This is a genomic window from Curtobacterium sp. RM9 (assembly GCF_054956955.1).
Genome location: NZ_CM143271.1, coordinates 1,012,148 through 1,030,471, shown reverse-complemented (window position 1 = coordinate 1,030,471; position 18,324 = coordinate 1,012,148). Strand labels below are relative to the sequence as shown.

Below are 18,324 nucleotides of genomic sequence, written 5' to 3'. Positions count from 1 at the left end.
CCGTCAGCCGAGGTAGGCGAGGACGGCGAGGACGCGGCGGTGGTCCTCGCCGGTGTCCTCGAGCGCGAGCTTGCCGAAGATGCTCGACACGTGCTTCTCGACGGCGCCGGTCCCGATGACCAGGGCGCGAGCGATGGCGGCGTTGGTGCGGCCCTCGGCCATCAACCCGAGGACGTCACGCTCCCGGGGCGTCAGGGCGGCGAGCGGGTCACGGCGACGGCTCATCAGCTGCGTCACGACCTCGGGGTCGAGGACGGTCCCGCCGGCGGCCACACGGCGTACGGCGTCGTCGATCTCCTCGAGCCGGGTCACACGGTCCTTGAGCAGGTACCCGATGCCCGTCGCACCCGCGGCGAGGACGTCCTCGGCGTAGGTGGCCTCGACGTACTGGGACAGCAGCAGGACGCCCGTGGACGGGGACACCCGGCGGGTCTCGACGGCGGCCCGGACCCCCTCGTCGGAGTAGGTCGGCGGCATCCGGACGTCCATCACGACGACGTCGGGCGCACGGTCCGGCAGCGTCGCGAGGAAGGAGTCCGCGTCGGCGTACTGCCCGGTCACCTCGATGCCGGCCTCGTCGAGCACTCGGGCGAGGCCCTCGCGCAGGAGCACGGCGTCGTCGACGACGACGGCCCGGATGCGTGCTGCATCCGGGCCGTCGCTCATGCCGACCAGCCTAGCGGGACCGACCGCTGCTCCCGGGCCGTGGGCGCGCGGTGCGCCCGGGCGGCTCAGTACCGGTTCGTCGGGACCCCGTTGAGCGCCCCGAGCGGGATCCGCGCGGTCGCCTCGGTGGGGCCGCCCTCGGGGCTCGACACCGTCAGTTCGCCGTCGAGGGCACGCATCCGGCCCATCAGCCCCTCGATGCCGTGGCCCGCCTGGGGACGGGCCCCGCCGCGCCCGTCGTCGGTGACGCTGACCGTCAGGTACCAGAGGCCCGACGCGTCGACCACGAGGCCGAGGTACACCCCGGCGGTGGCGGCACCGGCGTGCTTCATCGTGTTCGTGAGCAGCTCGCTCACCGTGAAGTACACGTTGCGCTGGATCTCGGTCGCGAGCTCGAGCCCCTCGGGCAGCCGGACGTCGAGGCCGACCGGGATCGGCGTGCGGGCGACGAGTGCCTCGAGCGCGGCGACGAGCCCGCGGTCGAGCAGGATCGGCGGCGCGAACCCGCGGGACAGGGCGCGCAGTTCGTCGAGGGCGTCCTGGGCGTGCTCCGAGGCCTCGCCGATGAGCTTCCGGGCCTTCTCCGGGTCCCGCTCGAGGGCGCGCTCCGCAGCCGAGAGGTCCATGCGGAGCCGGACCAGGCGCTGCTGCGGGCCGTCGTGCAGGTCGCGCTCGATCTGTCGGAGTGCCTGCCCCTCGGCCGTGACCGCACCGGCCCGCGACGCCTGGAGTCCGGCCACGCGCTGCTCGAGCTGCTCCGCCCGGAAGCCCCCGAGCAGACCGAAGTCGACCCAGTAGTGCGCGAGCACCGACCCGCGCGCCCAGAGCGGCAGGAGCACGACCGACGCGGCCATCGAGAGCAGCCCGACGGCGGCGACACCCAGGACGTAGGCCGCTTCGGTCGACCCGTAGTAGCCGACCCGGACCTCGTTGAGGAGGAAGGTCGCCCCGAGCACGAGCGGCCAGAGGAACCCGGCGAGCAGGAGCGCACCCGCGCCGACGGTGAACAGCGCGACGAGCGGGTAGACCACGGCCGCGTGCAGCAGGTAGAGCCAGTAGTGCGGGTTGGCGACCGCGGACCCGGTGCGGGTCCACCAGTTCTGCTGCCAGCGGGGTGTCCAGTCCACCGGGCGGATCGGCCGGGGGTCGGCCCAGCCGATGCGGAGCTTCTCGAACGCGCCGAGCCACCGCGCGATGAACAGCGCGACGAAGAACATGAGCAGGACGAACGGGTTGAAGAGGTCCCGGAAGCCGCCGCTGAAGATCGCCGAGGGGAACGCGACGTAGAGCGTGCAGAGCAGCACCGCCGTCAGCGCCATGTACCCGAAGTCCCGCGGGAGCCGCCGCCAGGCGTCCCGGTAGAACGCCCCGGCGGTCATCCCCGAACCGGAACCCGCCCCGGACCCGACGGCGGCGCCGCCCGGCACGTCGGGGCCACCGGACCCGTTCGTCGGCGGCGGGGTCGACGACCACGACGGCGGCGTGCTCTTCGGCTGGCTCGGCATGGTTTCGGTGGCTCCTGGCGGGACGGAGTCGTGCAGCGGGACGGTCTCGGCCTGGTCGAGGCGGGCGGTGTCGGTCATGAGACCAGCCTCGCGACCGCGCGGCCGTTCTCCCATCCTGCCGTCTCCCGGACCGGGGGTGGGGCTACCCCCACCCCGGCGGCTCAGACGAGCGCGGCGGCGACCTCCGGCGACTCCTCCGGCACCGACCACGGCCGGTGGGTCATGCCGCTGTCGCCGCGCACCGAGACGACCGCGCCGGCCTCGTCACGCGTGTAGACCATCAGCTCGTCGATCGACGCGAACCGGTTGCCGGACGCCATCCGCAGGGTGTCCTCGTCGACGACCTCGAGCCGCACCGGGGACTCGGTCGGCACCGGCTGGGTCGGGTCGATCGCGAGCAGCCGGTCCCCCACCCGGGCGACGTCGGTGATGCCCTCGAACGTCGTGAAGCGTCCGGTGTACCGAGCGGCGTCGACGTCGGCGGGGAGCACCGGGCCCGGCGCCTGCTCGTCGGCGGCCGCGTCGAGCAGGTGGACGATGCCGTACGCGAGCATCGTCGCGGGGCCGGTCGCGCTGCTCGTCAGCACGGACACGACGAGCGACGAGGCGGGGTCGAACACCGACTGGGTGATCTGCCCGGGGAACCCGCCGGAGTGCCCGCGGACGTCGCGGCCGTTGATCCGGTCGGCGATGAAGCCCGCACCGTAGCCACGCGCCGACGGGTCGCTGTCGAGCGCACTCCACGCCTTCCGCTGCGCGAGGCGCTTGGCGTGGTCCGACAGCAGGGTCCCGCGGCCGGGCACGTGCGCCGAGAAGTAGCGGACGAGGTCGGACGCCGTGCCGTGGAAGCCGGTGGCCGCGGCGAGCGCCCCCGTCGTCACGTGTGGCACGCGCTGCCGGGTCCGAGCGGTGTGCAGGCCGGTGTAGCCGACGACGAAGGCATCCTCGTGCGCCGGGTCGTACTCCGGCCCGGTGCCGGTCAGCCCGAGCGGCTCGACGACCGCCGTGCGGACGTGCTCGGCGTAGGACGTGCCGGTCACCGCCTCGATGACGAGTCCGAGCAGCCCGTAGCCGAGGTTCGTGTAGTTGAACGCCGACCCGACCGGCACCTTCGCGCCGCCCTCGACCACCATCGCGACGAGCTGCTCGGCGTCCGGGAACGGGTGCGCGAGTGCCCAGTGGTCGCCGTCGGAACCGTCGCGGACGACCCCGCCGCCCATCTCCATGAGCTCGCGGACCGTGGCGTCGGCGATCGGGGACCCGGCCTCGGCGAGCGCGGGCACGAAGGAACCGACGGTGTCGTCGAGGCGGAGCGCCCCGGCGTCCGCGAGCTGCAGCAGGGCCGTCGCGGTGACGGTCTTCGAGTGCGACGCGATCCGGAAGCGGTCCGACGTGGTGAGACGCCGCCCCGCCTCGACGTCCGCGTACCCCCACGCCTCGGAGAACAGTTCCTCGCCCTCGAACCCGACGGCGACCTGCACCCCGGGGAGCCGGAGCTGCCACACCTTGTAGCCGATCCACTCACGGACGTAGGGCAGGACGGACTCGTACGCGGCGCGCTTCTCCATGCCGACCAGCCTCGCATGTGCGACGCTCGACGCATGCGGCACACACCCCACTTCCTGATGACCGACGTCGACGAGGTGAAGCGGCTCGTCCGCTCGGCCCCGTGGGCGACGATCGTGTCGCACACCGCCGCGGGCCTCGTCGCCTCGCACTACCCCGTCCTGCTCGACGAGACGGCGAGCACCGGGGACGAGCTCGTCCTCGTCTCGCACGTCGGCCGTCCCGACGAGGTCGCGCACGAGCTCGGTCGGCACGAGGTGCTCGTCGTCTTCCAGGGGCCGCACGGCTACGTCTCCCCCGCCTGGTACCCGCCGGAGCAGTTCGTGCCGACCTGGAACCACGTGACGGCGCACTGCTGGGGCACGCCGGAGATCCTGTCCGACGATCAGAACTTCCGCGTGCTCGGGGAGCTCGTGGACCACTTCGAGCGGGTGATGCCGGAGCCGGTGTCGCTCGACGTGGACGAGGCCACCGCACGCCGGATCGCGAAGGGCACCGTGGGCATCCGGATCCGGGTCACCCGGTTCGACGCGCGCGCGAAGCTCTCGCAGAACAAGGCGCCCGAGGTCGTCGAGCGCATCGTCGCCGGCCTCCGCGGGGACGGCCCGTACGCGTCGCCGGCGCTCGCCGACGAGATGGCCAGGGCACACGGTCGGGAGGCGCGGTGAGGGACGTCCTGCTCCGCACCGTTCGGCGCGTGGGCACCTCCGGCGCCCCGTGCGACGTCCGCATCGCCGGTGGCCGGATCGAGGCGGTCGCCCCCGCCGGCACGCTCGACGCCACCGGCCCCGACACCGACGTCGTCGAGACCGGCGGCGCCTGGCTCGGCCCGGGACTCGTCGACCACCACGTCCACTTCGACCAGTGGGCACTCGTCCGTCGCCGCGTCGACGTGTCCGGCTGCGACTCGGCGGAGGCGACCGCCGACCTGCTCGCGGCCGTGGCACGGACCGACGCGCCGGAGCGGATCCTGGTCGGCCATGGCTACCGCGACGGGTTGTGGCCGCGCCCCGCACGACGCGAGCTGCTCGACCGGGCCGCCCCGCGCCTCCCGGCCGTCGTCATCGCCGGCGACCTGCACGCCGTGTGGTGCAACGCGCTCGCCCTCGACCACTTCTCCCGGGTGCTCGGCCGGCCGCTGCCGGCCGGCGAGGACGGCGTCCTGCGCGAGCAGGACGCGTTCGACGTCACCGGCGCCCTGTCGGCCGTCGCGGACGACGTGCTGGACGGCTGGGTCGCGGACGCCGTCGAGGCGGCGTCCGCCAGGGGCGTGACGCGCGTCGTCGACCTCGAGATGGTGTTCGGACTCGACCGCTGGACCCGACGGGTCCGGGCGGGGACGGACGGACTGCGGGTGTCGTCCGGGGTGTACCCCGGCGAGCTCGAGACCGTCACGGCCCGCGGGCTCCGCACCGGCGACGTGGTCGAGGGCACGCGCGGACTGGTGTCGATGGGCCCGTTCAAGGTCATCACCGACGGGTCACTCGGCACCCGCACGGCCGCGATGGCCTCGGGTGAGGGTGTCGTCGCGTACGCGTTCGACGACCTCGTGGCGATGGTGCGCCGTGCCGCCGACGCCGGACTCGTCCCCGCGGTGCACGCCATCGGCGACCGGGCGAACACCCTCGCGCTCGACCTCTTCGAGACCGTCGGGGTCCGGGGCAGCATCGAGCACGCGCAGCTCCTCGTCGACACCGACGTCGAACGGTTCGCGCGGCTCGGGGTCGCGGCGTCCGTCCAGCCCGAGCACGCCATGGACGACCGCGACATCGCCGACCTGCACTGGGCGGGCATGACCGAGCGGGCGTTCCCGTTCGCGTCGCTGCAGCGGGCCGGGGCCGAACTCCGACTGGGGTCCGACGCCCCGGTCGCACCGCTCGACCCCTGGGTGTCGATGGCCGCGGCCGTCGGACGCGACCGCGACGGCCGTGCACCGTGGCACCCCGAGGAGCGGCTGTCCGCGCTCGCCGCCTGGCGTGCCTCAACGACCGGCCGGGCCGTCGCGCCGTCCGTCGGGGACGTCGCGGACCTCGTGCTGCTGGCCGACGACCCGCTGAAGGCGTCCTCGGCGGGTCTGCGCGGCATGCGGGTCCTCGCCACGGCGGTCGCCGGACGGTTCACGCACCGGGAGGTCTGAGCGGCGCTACTTCTGGTCCTTCGGGCACCAGTACAGCTTCCGCCCGGCCATGTCGGCCATCCGGATCTCCGTGCCACACACCCGACAGGGCTCGCCCTGCCGGTGGTACACCCAGTGCCGGTCCTTCCTCGACCGCACGGCCTTCGCGTGGTCGGCCTCGGACAGGTCGTCCATCGTCAGCATCAGCCCGTCGCGGACGCCCGCGTGCAGCAGCTTCGACCAGTCCTGCCAGAGCGCCTTCGCCTGCTTGACGGTGATCTTCTTGCCGGGCTTGTACGGGTCGATGCGCTGCCGGAACAACAGCTCGGCGCGGTAGATGTTGCCGATGCCCGCGACCACCGACTGGTCCATCAGGAGCTGCCCGATCGCGACGTTGCGCTTCCGGACGTTGTCGACGAAGGTCTTCTCGGCGTCGGGGCCGTCGTCGTTGATCGGGTCCGGCCCGAGCTTGTCGAGCGCCCGCTGCACACCGGCCGGGTCCTCGACGACGCACGCGGTCGGCCCGCGGAGGTCGGCCACGGTGTCCTCGGTGAGCAGCCGCACGCGCACCTGGCCGACCGGGTCCGGCGGGAAGGACTCGATCGGGTCCTCGGCCTTCTCCTGCTCGGCCATCCGGTAGCGGGCCAGGCGCGGGGCGCCGATCGACGCCAGGGACTCCTCGCCGTCACCGTCCTCCGACAGCGCCTCGGCCGAGGAGATCACCCCCGCGAAGTCCCACGCGCCGTACAGCCCGAGGTGCACGCGCAGGAACAGGTCGTCCTCGAACTCGAGGAACAGCTGCTTCGCCACCGCACGCGCTGCGACCATGCGCTTGCCGTCGAGCTGCGCCGCACCCGCGGCGAACCGCCCCTGCGGGCTCGACACCTCGCAGACCTTGCCGACGAAGTGCCGGGAGAACTGGTTCGCGATGCGGTGGACGGAGTGACCTTCTGGCATCGGTCCTGTCTACCCGGGCTACTCGTCGATCTGCCGACCGGCGATGTGCCCCGTCGTCTCGTACTCGGCCAGCTGTGCGATGCGGCGGGCGTGACGCTCCTCACCGGAGAACGGCTCGGCGATGAAGAGGTCCACGAAGCGGATCGCCTCGTCCTCGGTGTGCTGGCGCGCGCCGATCGAGATGACGTTGGCGTCGTTGTGCTGGCGGGCGAGGAGCGCGGTCGACTCGTTCCACACGAGCGCGGCACGGATGCCCTCGACCTTGTTCGCGGCGATCTGCTCGCCGTTGCCCGAACCGCCGAAGACCACGCCGAGGGCCTGGACACCCGCACGCTGGTCCTGCACGACCGCGTGCGCCGCGTTGATGCAGAACGAGGGGTAGTCGTCGAGCGCGTCGTACTCGGTCGGACCGTGGTCCACCACCTCGTGCCCGGCCTCGGTCAGGTGCGAGGCGAGGGTCTTGGTGAACTCGAGGCCGGCGTGGTCCGTTCCGAGGTGGATGCGCATGGACCCGATCCTATTCCCGCGGCGCAGACCCCCGGACCACGACCACGACGTATCGGACGGGCTCCTCGCCGGGGTTCCGGTAGACCACGTCCGCGGGCTCCCCGAGCTCGATCCGGTCCCCCGCGCCGAGCCGGACGGCGTCCCCGCCGGACACCACTTCGAGCACCCCGTCGACCACCCAGATGCAGTGCCGGAGGAAGGCGTAGGCGCTCGCCGGGTAGGCGACCTCGCGCCCTGCGGGCAGGCGCACCTCGGTGACGTCGGCGGGGAACGCGGCGCTCGACACCGGTCGGCGGCGGTACCCGGTCTCCGGGTCGGTCCACGAGTCCGCGGTCGAACCACGCTGGACACCACGCGCCTCGTCCGGGTCGGCGGTCCGCGGGACGTCGTGCTCGAGGGACTCGTCGAGGAGCTGCGACACCGTCAGTCCGAACGCGCCGGAGAGCCGTCCGAGGATCGTCGCGGTCGGGCTCGACACCCCGCGTTCGACGCGGTTGATCATCGCGCGGGAGACGCCGGACTCCTCGGCGAGCTCGGTGAGGCTCCACCGGCGCTCGGTGCGGAGGCGCTGCAGCCGCTCCCCGAGTCGTCGCTGGTCGGCGTCGTCCTCGGTGTCGTGCGGCGCGCTCGCGTCGTCTACGATCTGAGACATGGCGACAGCATATGCGACGGACTCGGCCGGCCGGGTCACCGTGCGGGACTGCGAGCCGCGCGACCTCGACGTCGTGCACACCCTGCACGTCGACGCCGTCCTGCACTCGACCGCCATCTGGCAGGACGAGCCGCACCCCCGCTCGTGGTTCGACGGCTGGCTCGCAGAACGGCAGGACGCCGGGCTCCCCGTCCTCGTGGCGGAGGTCGACGGCACGGTCGCCGGCTACGTCACCTACAGCGCGTTCCGACCGCACCAGGGGTACCGGCACACCGTCGAGCACAGCGTCTACGTCGTCCCCGCGTTCCGCGGGCGCGGCATCGCCCGCGTGCTGATGGACGCGCTCGTCACCCATGCCCGTGCGGCGGGGATGCACGTCATGATGGCGGGGATCTGCTCGACGAACACCGGGTCGATCGCGCTCCACGAGCGGCTCGGCTTCACGACCGTCGGGGTCCTCCCCGAGGTCGGCCGGAAGTTCGACCGCTGGCTGGACCTGACCCTGATGCGGTTGCCGCTGTCCTAGCGGCGCGCGCCCACCGGTCTGGAGGCGCGTGGCGGGCCCGCCACGCGCCTCCAGACGGTGGACGCTCGTTGCTCCTACGCGACCGTGTCGAAGATCGGACCGACGGTGCGCGAGCGCTTCAGCTCGAAGAAGCCGGGGACCTTGGCGACGGCCACGACGCCGTCCCAGAGGTCGAGCGCCTCCTGCCCCTTCGGCGCCGGCGAGATGACCGGGCCGAAGAACGCGGTGCCCTCCACCGCGATGACGGGCGTGCCGACGTCCTGTCCGACGCGCTCGATGCCGTCGCGGTGGCTGGCGCGCACGGCCTGGTCGACCTCGTCGGTCCAGGCGTACTCGATCAGGTCCTGGTCGAGGTCCAGCTCGCGCAGCACGGCGGGCACGACCTGGTCGGGGTCGGACTCCTGGCGGTGGTGGACGTGCTCGCCCAACGCGTCGTACAGCGGCTTGACGATCCCCTGCCCGTGCCGGAGCAGCGCGGCGGTCACGATGCGCGGGTAGACCTGGCCCGTGTGCAGGCGTTCGCGGTACTCCTCGGGGACGTCCTGGTCCTCGTTGAGGACGAACAGGCTCATCACCCTCCAGGTCACGTCGATCGGGCGCTGACGCTCGACCTCGCCGACCCAGCGGCTGGTCATCCAGGCCCACGGGCAGTTCGGGTCGAACCAGAACTCCACAGCGGTACGGGCGGTCTCGGTGTCGTCCACAGTCGTCTCGGTCACGCTGCGAGCGTACGCGCGCTCGCTAGGCTGATCCCATCGTCCCGACGGCCCACGACGCCAGCCGGGAACCCTCACCGCGGACATCGATCGTCCGCGCCGCCAGCGAAGATGGAGCGTCCGTGCCCGGAGAGAACCTCACCCGAATCGAAGCCCAGGAACGCGCCGCGGTCGTCGACGTGCAGACGTACGACGTCGAGCTCGACCTCACCCGCGGCGCCGAGACCTTCGGCAGCACCACGCGCGTCCGGTTCACGGCGACGCCCGGGGCGTCGACGTTCATCGACGCGATCACGGCGACCGTGCACTCGGTCACGCTGAACGGCACCGCGCTCGACGTCGCCGCGGTGAACGACGGCGTCCGCATCCAGCTCGACGGGCTGCAGGAGCAGAACGAGCTCGTCGTCGTCGCCGACGCGCGCTACACGAACACCGGCGAGGGCCTGCACCGCTTCGTCGACCCGGTCGACGGCGAGGTCTACCTCTACTCGCAGTTCGAGGTGCCGGACTCGCGCCGCATGTTCGCGGTGTTCGAGCAGCCCGACCTCAAGGCCGAGTTCTCCTTCACGGTCACCGCACCGGCGCGCTGGCAGGTCGTCTCGAACGCACCGACGCCCGAGCCGCACGTCGACGGTGAGCACGCGACCTGGGCGTTCCCGCCCACCGCGCGCATCTCCAGCTACATCACGGCGCTCATCGCCGGCCCGTACGAGGTCGTGCGCGACGAGCTGACGAGCCGCGACGGCCGCACGATCCCGCTCGGCGTCTTCGCCCGCAGGTCGCTCGCCGAGTACCTCGACCCCGAGTACGTCTTCGAGACCACCAGGAAGGGCTTCGCGTACTTCGAGGAGAAGTTCGACGTCGCCTACCCGTTCGAGAAGTACGACCAGCTCTTCGTGCCGGAGTTCAACGCCGGCGCGATGGAGAACGCGGGCGCCGTCACCTTCACCGAGACCTACGTGTTCCGCTCGAAGGTGACCGACGCCATCAAGGAGCGCCGGGTCGTCACGATCCTGCACGAGCTCGCGCACATGTGGTTCGGCGACCTCGTGACGATGAAGTGGTGGAACGACCTCTGGCTGAACGAGTCGTTCGCCGAGTGGGCCTCCACGATCGCCACGGCCGAGGCCACCGAGTGGACCGAGGCGTGGACCACGTTCCAGGCCATGGAGAAGTCCTGGGCCTACCGCCAGGACCAGCTCCCCTCGACGCACCCGATCGTCGCGACGATCAACGACCTCGAGGACGTCCAGGTCAACTTCGACGGCATCACCTACGCGAAGGGCGGCTCCGTCCTGAAGCAGCTCGTCGCGTGGGTCGGCATCGACGCCTTCTTCGCTGGCGTCTCGCAGTACTTCAAGAAGCACCACCACGGCAACACCGAGCTGCGCGACCTGCTCGTCGAGCTCGAGGCCACCAGCGGCCGCGACCTGTCCGAGTGGTCGCAGCTCTGGCTCGAGACGGCCGGCGTGAACACGCTCCGCCCCGAGATCGAGGTCGACGAGTCCGGCGTCATCACGTCGTTCGCCGTGCTGCAGGAGGCCCCGGCCGACCACCCGACGCTCCGCCCGCACCGCCTCGCGATCGGCGTCTACGCGTTCCAGCAGGACGCCGAGGCTCCCTTCGGCGCGGACACCGCCTCCGCCGGCGGCAAGCTCGAGCGCGCCCACCGTGTCGAGATCGACGTCGACGGCGCCCGGACCGAGGTCCCCGAGCTCGTCGGCGTGCACCGCGGCGACCTCGTGCTCCTCAACGACGACGACCTCGCCTACGCGAAGATCCGCCTCGACGAGCAGTCGCGGCGCACCGCGATCGAGCACCTCGCCTCGATCGCGAACCCCCTCGCCCGCTCCATCGTGTGGGGCGCCATGTGGGACGCCACCCGCGACGCCGAGTCCCCCGCCAGCGACTACGTCCGCCTGGTGCTCGGCAACATCGCGACCGAGACCGAGTCGACGACCATCCGCACGACGCTCTCGCAGCTCCTGCTGGCGGCGCGCAACTACGTGGCGCCAGCGAAGGTCGACGCCACGGTCCGCACGGTCGGCGACACGCTCTGGCAGCTCGCGTCCTCGGCCGAGTCCGGCTCGGACGCGCAGTTCCAGTTCGTGAAGTTCTTCGCGCAGATCGCCTCGACGCCCGAGCACGTCGCCACCCTGACCGGCCTCCGCGACGGCTCGGTCACGCTGAGCGGGCTCGAGATCGACACCGACCTCCGCTGGGAGCTGCTCGAGGGCCTGGTGCTCGCGGGAGCCGCCGGCGACGCCGAGGTCGATGCCGAGCTCGCCGCCGACAAGACCGCCTCGGGCGAGCAGGCCGCTGCCCGCGCCCGTGCGACGATCCCGACGGCCGAGGGCAAGCTCGCGGCGTTCTCGTCCCTCGTCGACTCGGACGCCCTGCCGAACGCCATCGTCCGGCAGACCACCGTCGGGTTCCAGCACACGAACAGCCCCGTCGTGCTCGAGGGCCTCGTGTCGCGGTACTTCGACGTGCTCACCCGGATCTGGGCCGAGCGCAGCTACCACATGGCCGACACGATCGTCACGGGCCTCTACCCGGCGCCGCTGGCGTCCGCCGAGCTCCGCGACGCCGCACACGCCTGGCTCGAGGCGCACCCGGAGACCCCGGCCCTGCGCCGCATCGTGACGGAGAACGTCGCAGGCACGGAGCGCGCGCTGCGGGTCCAGGCGGCGGACGCCTGAGTCGACGATGACCGACGGCGGGGTCTGGGCGTTCCTCCAGGGACGCCCCGGCCCCGCCCTCTAGCATCGACCGGATCATGGAACTGGCTGCAACTCCGTCCCCGACCCCGACCGACGCCGCCCAGGCGGTGTCGCAGACGTTCGGTGAGTTCGTCGACACGTGGCACGTCCCGATCACCATCGTCATCACCCTGCTCGCCGCCGTGGTGCTGCGCCTCATCCTGCGGCACAGCATCAAGGGCGTCGTGGACCGCGTCGTCCTCGGCGTGAAGAAGCGACAGGGCGCCACGGACACCCAGGCGCTCGTGGCCTCACCGATCCAGACCGCCCGCGTCGTGCAGCGCACCCGGACCCTCGGGAGCGTGCTCGAGAACCTCGCGACGGTCATCGTCGTCGTCCTCGCGCTCGTCGTCATCATCCCGCTCGTCATCCCGAACGCCGCCGTCGGCATCGTCGGGGGTGCGTCGCTCGTCGCCGCGGGCCTGGCGGTCGGCGCGCAGAGCATCGTGCGCGACCTGCTCTCCGGGGTGTTCATGATCCTCGAGGACCAGGCCGGCGTCGGTGACGTCGTCGACACCGGGCAGGCCACCGGCGTCGTCGAGAACGTCGGACTCCGGGTCATGCAGATCCGCGACGTCAACGGCATCCTGTGGTTCGTGCCGAACGGGCAGATCCTGCGCGTCGGCAACCTGTCGCAGGGCTGGTCGCGCGTGCTCGTCGACATCACCGTCCCCTACGACACCGACATCGACGCCGTGCAGGACGCCCTGCTCCGCGGCGCCGTCAGCATGTCGCAGGAGCCCCGCTGGCGCCAGCGCATCGTCGAGAAGCCGGAGATCTGGGGCCTGCAGTCGATCACCGACGCGGGCATGGTGTTCCGCCTCGTGGTGAAGACCCGCGCCTCCGAGCTCGACGCCGTCGGCCGCGAGCTCCGGGTCCGCCTCAAGCGCGCGGTCGACGACCTCGGCGTGACGCTGCCGGCCATGGCGATGATCATGCCGGCCGGGTGGGAGAACGCCACCTCGATCAACGGGCTGCGCACGGTCCGGACCCAGCCGACACCGGCTCCGACCAAGTCCCGGCGGGGGCGCAAGAACCTGCTCGGCCGACCCATCCGGACCGACGACCACGACACCGGGAGCGACCAGCAGTGACCGACCTCACCCCCGAACCGAAGGTGCCGGCGCAGCCGATCACGCTGCGGGTCGGCGAGCACGGCGCCTCGGCGACCGGGTCGCTGTACGAGCGGATCGGCGGCGCCCCGACCTTCGACCGACTCGTGCGCCGCTTCTACGAGGGCGTCCAGCAGGACGACGTCATCTGGCCGATGTACCCGGCCGACGACCTCGACGGCGCGATCTGGCGCCTCTCCGCGTTCCTGCAGCAGTACTGGGGCGGTCCGGGCACCTACAGCGAGGAACGCGGTCACCCGCGGTTGCGGATGCGGCACATGCCGTTCCGGATCACCTCCGAGGCCCGTGAGCGCTGGCTGCAGCACATGCACGACGCCGTCGAGTCCCTCGAGCTGGCTCCGCTCGACGAGGCCGAGCTGTGGGCGTACCTCGACCGTGCCGCACACGCGATGACCAACACCTTCGACTGACGCCGTCACCGTCCACGGACCGGCACTGTCCACGGACTGGAGGCGCGGTGCCAGCTGACACCGCGCCTCCGGTCCGTGGGGTGGTCGCCGTCACCGCACGTACGAGCCGTCCGCCAGGTCCTCGACCAGCGACGGCCGGGTCGGCCGCCAGCCGTACGCGCTGCGCGCGTGCGCGCCGGACGCCTCCTGGTGCAGCAGCAGCGCGTCGGCGTAGTCCGCACCCAGCCGCGCACGACTCTCGTCGACGCTCTCCGGCACCACCGGCGAGCCGTGTGCGCCCGCCTCGGCGATCTCGCGCACCGTCGGGTTCTCCCCCGACGCCGCGAGCACGTACCCGTCCTGCTCACCGTGGTGCAGCGCGAGCACGTACAGCTCGCCGAGGTCGTCGATGTGCACCGTCGTCCAACGCTGCGAGCCGTCGCCGACCAGCCGGACCTCGTGCTCACCGTCGCCGACGAACATCGCCGGGATCCCCGCTCCCCGGCCGTAGACGATGCCCGGCGCCACGATGGTCGTGCGGACGTCGCTCGCGCGGACCTTCGCCTCGTTCGGTCCGCGCCAGGCGGTCAGGCGCGGGGGCGACACGGGCGACTGCTCGGAGATGTCCGTCGAGTCGCCGAAGGTGAAGACGCCGCCGGTGTGCACGAACGGCTTCGGGGTGCCGGTCAGGGCCTCGAGGACGGTGTCGGTGAAGTCCGGGTCGACGTCCTGTGCGGAAGCGGTGTGCACCACGGCGTCGGCCTCGTGCACCAGCCGTCGGACGACGTCGGTGTCGGTGACGTCGCCGACGATCGCGTGGCCGCCTGCGTCGCGGACGTGTTGGGCCTTCTGGTCGCTGCGGACGAGTGCGGTGACCTCGTGTTCGTGCGCGACGAGCGCGCGGAGGACCGAGGAGCCGATGTAGCCGGACGCGCCGGTGAGGAAGACGTGCATGCCGCCAGCAAACCACCGTGCGGCTCGACGCCCGCTGGTGCGGCCGGTGGTGTCGCCGGTGTCGCCGCTCGCGTCGTCGCTCGTCAGGAGTTGAGGGTCCAGGCGCGACGCTTCACCAGGACGTGCCCGCGCGAGGTGGTGAGGCGGCTCCACGGACCCGTCTCGAACAGCCGCACCGGGTCGTGCCCGAGGAACCCGAGGCTCTCGCCCGCGAACCCGGCTCCCGCAGGCAGGTGCTCGATGCCCGGCACGGGTCGGCCCCACACCTCGGACCGGATGCGGCGCACGATCGCTTCGCCCGCGTTCGACGGCACGGCGTCGGCGACCTCGGCGATGCCGTCTCGCGCAGCCCGGCGGAGCAGCTCCGGCGAGACGTCGGGCAGCGGTACCCAGCCACCGCGCGGCGGGGAGATCGCCGCCCAGGTCACGGTGTGCACCTCGTGCGGCAGCTCGACCTCGACCGGCGTCGGTCGGGTCGGATCCGCGCCGTCCGCGTGCTCGGCGTCCATCTGCTCCGCGAGGAGCCGGAGGCGCTCCTGCAGCGACGCGAGCGGCACCACGACGTCGATCGTGGCCGGCTCGACGAGCGAGAACGTGCGGAGACCGAGCACGGTCGGCAGCTCGTCGAGCAGACCGAGCGGGTAGAGGATCGCCGTGTACACCGCGAGCACGCCCGAGTCGGCGACGAGGCGCACGGAGCCGTCCTCGATGCGGGCGGCCCGTCCGAGGTAGGTGCGGAGGTCCCTGAGGGACGCGGCGTCGGGAAGCGTGAACGTGGTGCCCATGTCACCTCGGATCCTACCGGGACACCGGTTCGTAGACTGCCGGTGTGAACGGTGAACCCGACTTCCTGCACACCCTCCGGCTCTCCGACACCGGTGCCAGCACGGGCGAGACGATCCTCACCGGCGCGAGCCACTGGTCTCCCGGCGGCCGCGTCTTCGGCGGTCAGGTCCTGGCGCAGTGCGTCGTCGCCGCGCAGGCCACCATCGAGGACCGCGTGATCCACTCGATGCACGGGTACTTCCTGCGCCCCGGCGACATCGACGTGCCGATCACCTTCGGGGTCGAGCGCATCCACGACGGGCGCTCGTTCGCCACCCGGCGCGTGCAGGCGTACCAGCGCGGCGTCCCGATCTTCTCGATGATCGCCTCGTTCCAGCGCCCGGACGACGGCGTCGAGCACCAGGACCCCTTCCCCGTCGACGTGCCCGCGCCCGAGGCCCTGCCGTCCGCGGCGTCGATCCTCGGTGCGATCGACCACCCGGTGGCGCAGGCCTGGGCCGAGCGCTCCATCGACCTCCGCCACGTCGAGGGGCCGGTGTTCGTCGACGTGCAGGGCGAGCACGTCCCGCACCAGGCCGTCTGGTTCCGGGTGGACGGCGAGCTGCCGGAGGACCCGGCGCTGCACCGTGCCGTGCTCGGGTACGCGAGCGACCTGTCGATCCTCGAGCCGATCATGCGTCGGCACGGGGTCGCGTGGGGAACGCCCGGGGTGAAGAGTGCCAGCCTCGACCACGCGATGTGGTGGCACCGGGACGGGCGCGCCGACGAGTGGGTGCTCTACACGCAGGAGTCCCCGAGCGCACAGGGCGGTCGGGGACTCGCGTTCGGCCGGATGTTCGCGGCCGACGGACGACTGCTGGCATCGGTCGCGCAGGAGGGGATGATGCGCGTCCCGCGGTGACGTTCGCCGCTCAGGGTCGGGAGAACTGCACCGGCGGCTCGAGGTAGGCGTCGCACGCGGCCCGCTCGGCCTCGGTCAGCCGGCGCGGGCGGTTCGTCGCGGCGTCGACCATCACGAGTGCCGTCGTCGCCCGCGTGTACATCGTCGCGGGGACCTGTCCGACGGGCGACCAGACCTCGTACGAGACGTCGATGCTGGCACCGCCGATCCGCCCGATCCACATCTGGATGTCGAGCGGCTGGCGGAGGTACGGGATGGACGCGAGGTACTCGAGCCGCTGCCCCGCGATCACCGTCATCGTGCCCGAACCCGGACGCCCGTCGATGATCGGAGCCGGCAGTTCCGCGTCGGCGACCTGTTCGTCAGGGTCCGCACCCCAGAACCCCACGATGCGCGCCTCCTCGAGGAGGCGCAGCATCGCGGAGTTGTTGACGTGACCGTAGGCGTCGATGTCGCTCCACCGCATGCGGATCGGAGCGTGCAACCGCGCCACGGTCAGTCGCGGGTGAGCTTGCGGTAGGTGGCGCGACCCGGCTTGGCGGCGTCGGCACCGAGGCGCTCGATCTTGTTCTCCTCGTACGCCTCGAAGTTGCCCTCGAACCAGTACCAGTTCGGCGTGCCGTCCTCGTTGAGGCCCTCCCACGCGAGGATGTGCGTCGCGATGCGGTCCAGGAACCACCGGTCGTGGGTGATCACGACGGCGCAGCCCGGGTACTCGAGCAGGGCGTTCTCGAGGCTGCCGAGGGTCTCGACGTCGAGGTCGTTGGTCGGCTCGTCGAGGAGCAGGAGGTTGCCGCCCTGCTTGAGCGTGAGCGCGAGGTTGAGACGGTTGCGCTCACCACCCGAGAGCACGCCGGCCTTCTTCTGCTGGTCCGGGCCCTTGAACCCGAACTGCGAGACGTACGCCCGCGAGGGGATCTCGGTCTTGCCGACCTGGATGTAGTCGAGCCCGTCGGACACGACCTCCCACAGGTTCTTGTTCGGGTCGATGCCGCCGCGGCTCTGGTCGACGTACGAGATGTCGACCGTCTCGCCGATCTTCAGCGTGCCGCCATCGAGGGGCTCGAGCCCGACGATCGTCTTGAAGAGCGTGGTCTTGCCGACACCGTTCGGACCGATGACGCCGACGATGCCGTTGCGGGGCAGCGTGAACGAGAGGTCGTCGATGATGACCCGCTCGCCGAACTGCTTGTGCAGCTTCTCGGCGTCGATGACCTGCGAGCCGAGCCGCGGCCCGACGGGGATCACGATCTCCTCGAAGTCGAGCTTCCGCGTGCGCTCGGCCTCGGTGACCATCTCCTCGTAGCGGGCGAGGCGCGCCTTCGACTTCGCCTGGCGGCCCTTCGTGTTGCTGCGGACCCAGTCGAGCTCGGAGGACAGGCGCTTGGCGAGCTTGGCGTCCTTCTTGCCCTGGACCTCGAGGCGGGCGCGCTTCTTCTCGAGGTAGGTCGAGTAGTTGCCCTCGTACGGGTAGAGACGGCCGCGGTCGACCTCGGCGATCCACTGGGCGACGTGGTCGAGGAAGTAGCGGTCGTGGGTCACGGCGAGCACGGCACCGTGGTACTGCTGCAGGTGCTGCTCGAGCCACAGCACGCTCTCGGCGTCGAGGTGGTTGGTGGGCTCGTCGAGGAGGAGCAGGTCGGGCTTCTGGAGCAGGAGCTTGCACAGCGCGACGCGGCGCTTCTCACCGCCGGAGAGGTGCGTGACGAGCTCGTCGCCCGGGGGGCACTGCAGCGCGGCCATCGCCTGCTCGAGCTGGGAGTCGAGGTCCCACGCGTCGGCGGCGTCGATCTCCTCCTGCAGGGTGCCCATCTCGGCGAGCAGCGCGTCGAAGTCGGCGTCGGGCTCGGCCATGAGGGCGGAGATCTCGTTGAAGCGCGTGATCTTGGCGTGGATCTCGCCGACGCCCTCCTGCACGTTCTCGAGCACGGTCTTCGACTCGTCGAGCTCGGGCTCCTGCATGAGGATGCCGACGCTGAAGCCGGGCGTGAGCTTCGCCTCGCCGTTGGACGGCTGGTCGAGTCCCGCCATGATCTTCAGGATCGTCGACTTGCCGGCACCGTTCGGCCCGACGACGCCGATCTTGGCGCCGGGGATGAACGACATCGTGACGTCGTCGAGGATCAGCTTGTCGCCGACCGCCTTGCGGGCGCGGACCATCTGGTAGATGTACTCAGCCATATCGGGA

At 71.8% G+C, this 18,324-nt stretch carries 18 protein-coding genes; 7 read left to right on the top strand and 11 right to left on the bottom strand.

Features of this window, described 5'->3' with window-relative positions:
* Nucleotides 1–3 precede the first annotated feature (3 nt).
* The 3 genes from ACY3FI_RS04900 to ACY3FI_RS04890 form a co-directional block, all read right to left on the bottom strand.
* On the bottom strand, nucleotides 4–666 hold the full coding sequence (locus ACY3FI_RS04900; RefSeq protein ID WP_462549631.1) for a response regulator transcription factor: 663 nt from the start codon (nucleotides 664–666) through the stop codon (nucleotides 4–6).
* Between the two features lie 65 nt (nucleotides 667–731).
* Nucleotides 732–2,249 carry a sensor histidine kinase gene (locus tag ACY3FI_RS04895; protein ID WP_462549630.1) on the bottom strand — a complete coding sequence of 506 codons (1,518 nt, stop codon included), beginning with the start codon at nucleotides 2,247–2,249 and terminating at the stop codon, nucleotides 732–734.
* Nucleotides 2,250–2,332: 83 nt separating this feature from the next.
* A complete protein-coding gene (locus ACY3FI_RS04890) occupies nucleotides 2,333–3,739 on the bottom strand; it encodes a serine hydrolase domain-containing protein (RefSeq protein WP_462549629.1) in 1,407 nt (468 codons plus the stop codon).
* 33 nt (nucleotides 3,740–3,772) lie between these two features.
* On the opposite strand from ACY3FI_RS04890, the gene ACY3FI_RS04885 reads away from it, so the two are divergent.
* Both ACY3FI_RS04885 and ACY3FI_RS04880 read left to right on the top strand, forming a co-directional pair.
* Complete coding sequence (locus ACY3FI_RS04885; RefSeq protein WP_462549628.1) at nucleotides 3,773–4,405, top strand: FMN-binding negative transcriptional regulator; 633 nt, start codon at nucleotides 3,773–3,775, stop codon at nucleotides 4,403–4,405.
* A gap of 29 nt (nucleotides 4,406–4,434) precedes the next feature.
* A complete protein-coding gene (locus ACY3FI_RS04880) occupies nucleotides 4,435–5,874 on the top strand; it encodes an amidohydrolase (RefSeq protein ID WP_462549627.1) in 1,440 nt (479 codons plus the stop codon).
* A 6-nt stretch (nucleotides 5,875–5,880) separates the two neighbouring features.
* Here the strand turns inward: ACY3FI_RS04880 and ACY3FI_RS04875 are convergent, their stop codons facing one another.
* The 3 genes from ACY3FI_RS04875 to ACY3FI_RS04865 are packed head-to-tail and all read right to left on the bottom strand — an operon-like array spanning nucleotide 5,881 to nucleotide 7,969.
* The gene (locus tag ACY3FI_RS04875) at nucleotides 5,881–6,810 is read right to left on the bottom strand and encodes an Fpg/Nei family DNA glycosylase (RefSeq protein ID WP_462549625.1); all 930 of its coding nucleotides are present in this window, start codon (nucleotides 6,808–6,810) and stop codon (nucleotides 5,881–5,883) included.
* Nucleotides 6,811–6,828: 18 nt separating this feature from the next.
* A complete protein-coding gene (locus tag ACY3FI_RS04870; protein WP_462549624.1) occupies nucleotides 6,829–7,317 on the bottom strand; it encodes a ribose-5-phosphate isomerase in 489 nt (162 codons plus the stop codon).
* 10 nt (nucleotides 7,318–7,327) lie between these two features.
* A complete protein-coding gene (locus ACY3FI_RS04865) occupies nucleotides 7,328–7,969 on the bottom strand; it encodes a helix-turn-helix domain-containing protein (RefSeq protein WP_462549623.1) in 642 nt (213 codons plus the stop codon).
* On the opposite strand from ACY3FI_RS04865, the gene ACY3FI_RS04860 reads away from it, so the two are divergent.
* Nucleotides 7,968–8,495 (top strand): GNAT family N-acetyltransferase, encoded by a 528-nt coding sequence (locus ACY3FI_RS04860; RefSeq protein ID WP_462549622.1) that lies wholly within the window; start codon nucleotides 7,968–7,970, stop codon nucleotides 8,493–8,495. The two genes, ACY3FI_RS04865 and ACY3FI_RS04860, sit on opposite strands and share 2 nt — an antisense overlap.
* Nucleotides 8,496–8,569: 74 nt before the next feature.
* Here ACY3FI_RS04860 and ACY3FI_RS04855 read toward each other — a convergent pair whose 3' ends face one another.
* Nucleotides 8,570–9,214 carry a mycothiol-dependent nitroreductase Rv2466c family protein gene (locus ACY3FI_RS04855; RefSeq protein WP_462549621.1) on the bottom strand — a complete coding sequence of 215 codons (645 nt, stop codon included), beginning with the start codon at nucleotides 9,212–9,214 and terminating at the stop codon, nucleotides 8,570–8,572.
* Between the two features lie 119 nt (nucleotides 9,215–9,333).
* Between ACY3FI_RS04855 and pepN the strand changes: the two genes are divergently transcribed.
* The 3 genes from pepN (at nucleotide 9,334) to ACY3FI_RS04840 (ending at nucleotide 13,516) form a co-directional block, all read left to right on the top strand.
* Nucleotides 9,334–11,913, top strand: coding sequence for an aminopeptidase N (gene pepN, locus ACY3FI_RS04850; RefSeq protein ID WP_462549620.1), 2,580 nt, complete (start codon nucleotides 9,334–9,336; stop codon nucleotides 11,911–11,913).
* A gap of 77 nt (nucleotides 11,914–11,990) precedes the next feature.
* Nucleotides 11,991–13,067, top strand: coding sequence for a mechanosensitive ion channel family protein (locus ACY3FI_RS04845; RefSeq protein WP_462549619.1), 1,077 nt, complete (start codon nucleotides 11,991–11,993; stop codon nucleotides 13,065–13,067).
* Nucleotides 13,068–13,111: 44 nt separating this feature from the next.
* Nucleotides 13,112–13,516: a globin gene (locus tag ACY3FI_RS04840; protein WP_462550311.1), complete on the top strand. Its 405-nt coding sequence runs from the start codon at nucleotides 13,112–13,114 to the stop codon at nucleotides 13,514–13,516.
* A 90-nt stretch (nucleotides 13,517–13,606) separates the two neighbouring features.
* Here ACY3FI_RS04840 and ACY3FI_RS04835 read toward each other — a convergent pair whose 3' ends face one another.
* Together ACY3FI_RS04835 and ACY3FI_RS04830 are read right to left on the bottom strand one after the other, a co-directional pair.
* A complete protein-coding gene (locus ACY3FI_RS04835) occupies nucleotides 13,607–14,449 on the bottom strand; it encodes an NAD-dependent epimerase/dehydratase family protein (RefSeq protein WP_462549618.1) in 843 nt (280 codons plus the stop codon).
* A gap of 83 nt (nucleotides 14,450–14,532) precedes the next feature.
* Nucleotides 14,533–15,234: a DUF8185 domain-containing protein gene (locus ACY3FI_RS04830; protein ID WP_462549617.1), complete on the bottom strand. Its 702-nt coding sequence runs from the start codon at nucleotides 15,232–15,234 to the stop codon at nucleotides 14,533–14,535.
* A 44-nt stretch (nucleotides 15,235–15,278) separates the two neighbouring features.
* On the opposite strand from ACY3FI_RS04830, the gene ACY3FI_RS04825 reads away from it, so the two are divergent.
* A complete protein-coding gene (locus ACY3FI_RS04825; protein ID WP_462549616.1) occupies nucleotides 15,279–16,136 on the top strand; it encodes an acyl-CoA thioesterase in 858 nt (285 codons plus the stop codon).
* A 10-nt stretch (nucleotides 16,137–16,146) separates the two neighbouring features.
* On the opposite strand, the gene ACY3FI_RS04820 is transcribed toward ACY3FI_RS04825, so the two are convergent.
* Together ACY3FI_RS04820 and ettA are read right to left on the bottom strand one after the other, a co-directional pair.
* The gene (locus ACY3FI_RS04820; RefSeq protein ID WP_462550310.1) at nucleotides 16,147–16,602 is read right to left on the bottom strand and encodes an acyl-CoA thioesterase; all 456 of its coding nucleotides are present in this window, start codon (nucleotides 16,600–16,602) and stop codon (nucleotides 16,147–16,149) included.
* 29 nt (nucleotides 16,603–16,631) lie between these two features.
* Entirely contained in the window at nucleotides 16,632–18,317 is a 1,686-nt protein-coding gene (gene ettA / locus ACY3FI_RS04815; protein ID WP_462549615.1) for an energy-dependent translational throttle protein EttA, read from the bottom strand.
* Nucleotides 18,318–18,324 lie beyond the last annotated feature (7 nt).

Bases quoted from the DNA above. Each gene is read 5' to 3' on its own strand.
- ACY3FI_RS04830 (WP_462549617.1), bottom strand. From the start codon at position 15,234: ATGGGCACCACGTTCACGCTTCCCGACGCCGCGTCCCTCAGGGACCTC.
- ACY3FI_RS04820 (WP_462550310.1), bottom strand. From the start codon at position 16,602: ATGCGGTGGAGCGACATCGACGCCTACGGTCACGTCAACAACTCCGCG.
- ettA (WP_462549615.1), bottom strand. From the start codon at position 18,317: ATGGCTGAGTACATCTACCAGATGGTCCGCGCCCGCAAGGCGGTCGGC.
- ACY3FI_RS04885 (WP_462549628.1), top strand. From the start codon at position 3,773: ATGCGGCACACACCCCACTTCCTGATGACCGACGTCGACGAGGTGAAG.
- ACY3FI_RS04870 (WP_462549624.1), bottom strand. From the start codon at position 7,317: ATGCGCATCCACCTCGGAACGGACCACGCCGGCCTCGAGTTCACCAAG.
- ACY3FI_RS04845 (WP_462549619.1), top strand. From the start codon at position 11,991: ATGGAACTGGCTGCAACTCCGTCCCCGACCCCGACCGACGCCGCCCAG.
- ACY3FI_RS04875 (WP_462549625.1), bottom strand. From the start codon at position 6,810: ATGCCAGAAGGTCACTCCGTCCACCGCATCGCGAACCAGTTCTCCCGG.
- ACY3FI_RS04835 (WP_462549618.1), bottom strand. From the start codon at position 14,449: ATGCACGTCTTCCTCACCGGCGCGTCCGGCTACATCGGCTCCTCGGTC.
- ACY3FI_RS04890 (WP_462549629.1), bottom strand. From the start codon at position 3,739: ATGGAGAAGCGCGCCGCGTACGAGTCCGTCCTGCCCTACGTCCGTGAG.
- ACY3FI_RS04900 (WP_462549631.1), bottom strand. From the start codon at position 666: ATGAGCGACGGCCCGGATGCAGCACGCATCCGGGCCGTCGTCGTCGAC.
- ACY3FI_RS04895 (WP_462549630.1), bottom strand. From the start codon at position 2,249: ATGACCGACACCGCCCGCCTCGACCAGGCCGAGACCGTCCCGCTGCAC.
- ACY3FI_RS04860 (WP_462549622.1), top strand. From the start codon at position 7,968: ATGGCGACAGCATATGCGACGGACTCGGCCGGCCGGGTCACCGTGCGG.
- ACY3FI_RS04865 (WP_462549623.1), bottom strand. From the start codon at position 7,969: ATGTCTCAGATCGTAGACGACGCGAGCGCGCCGCACGACACCGAGGAC.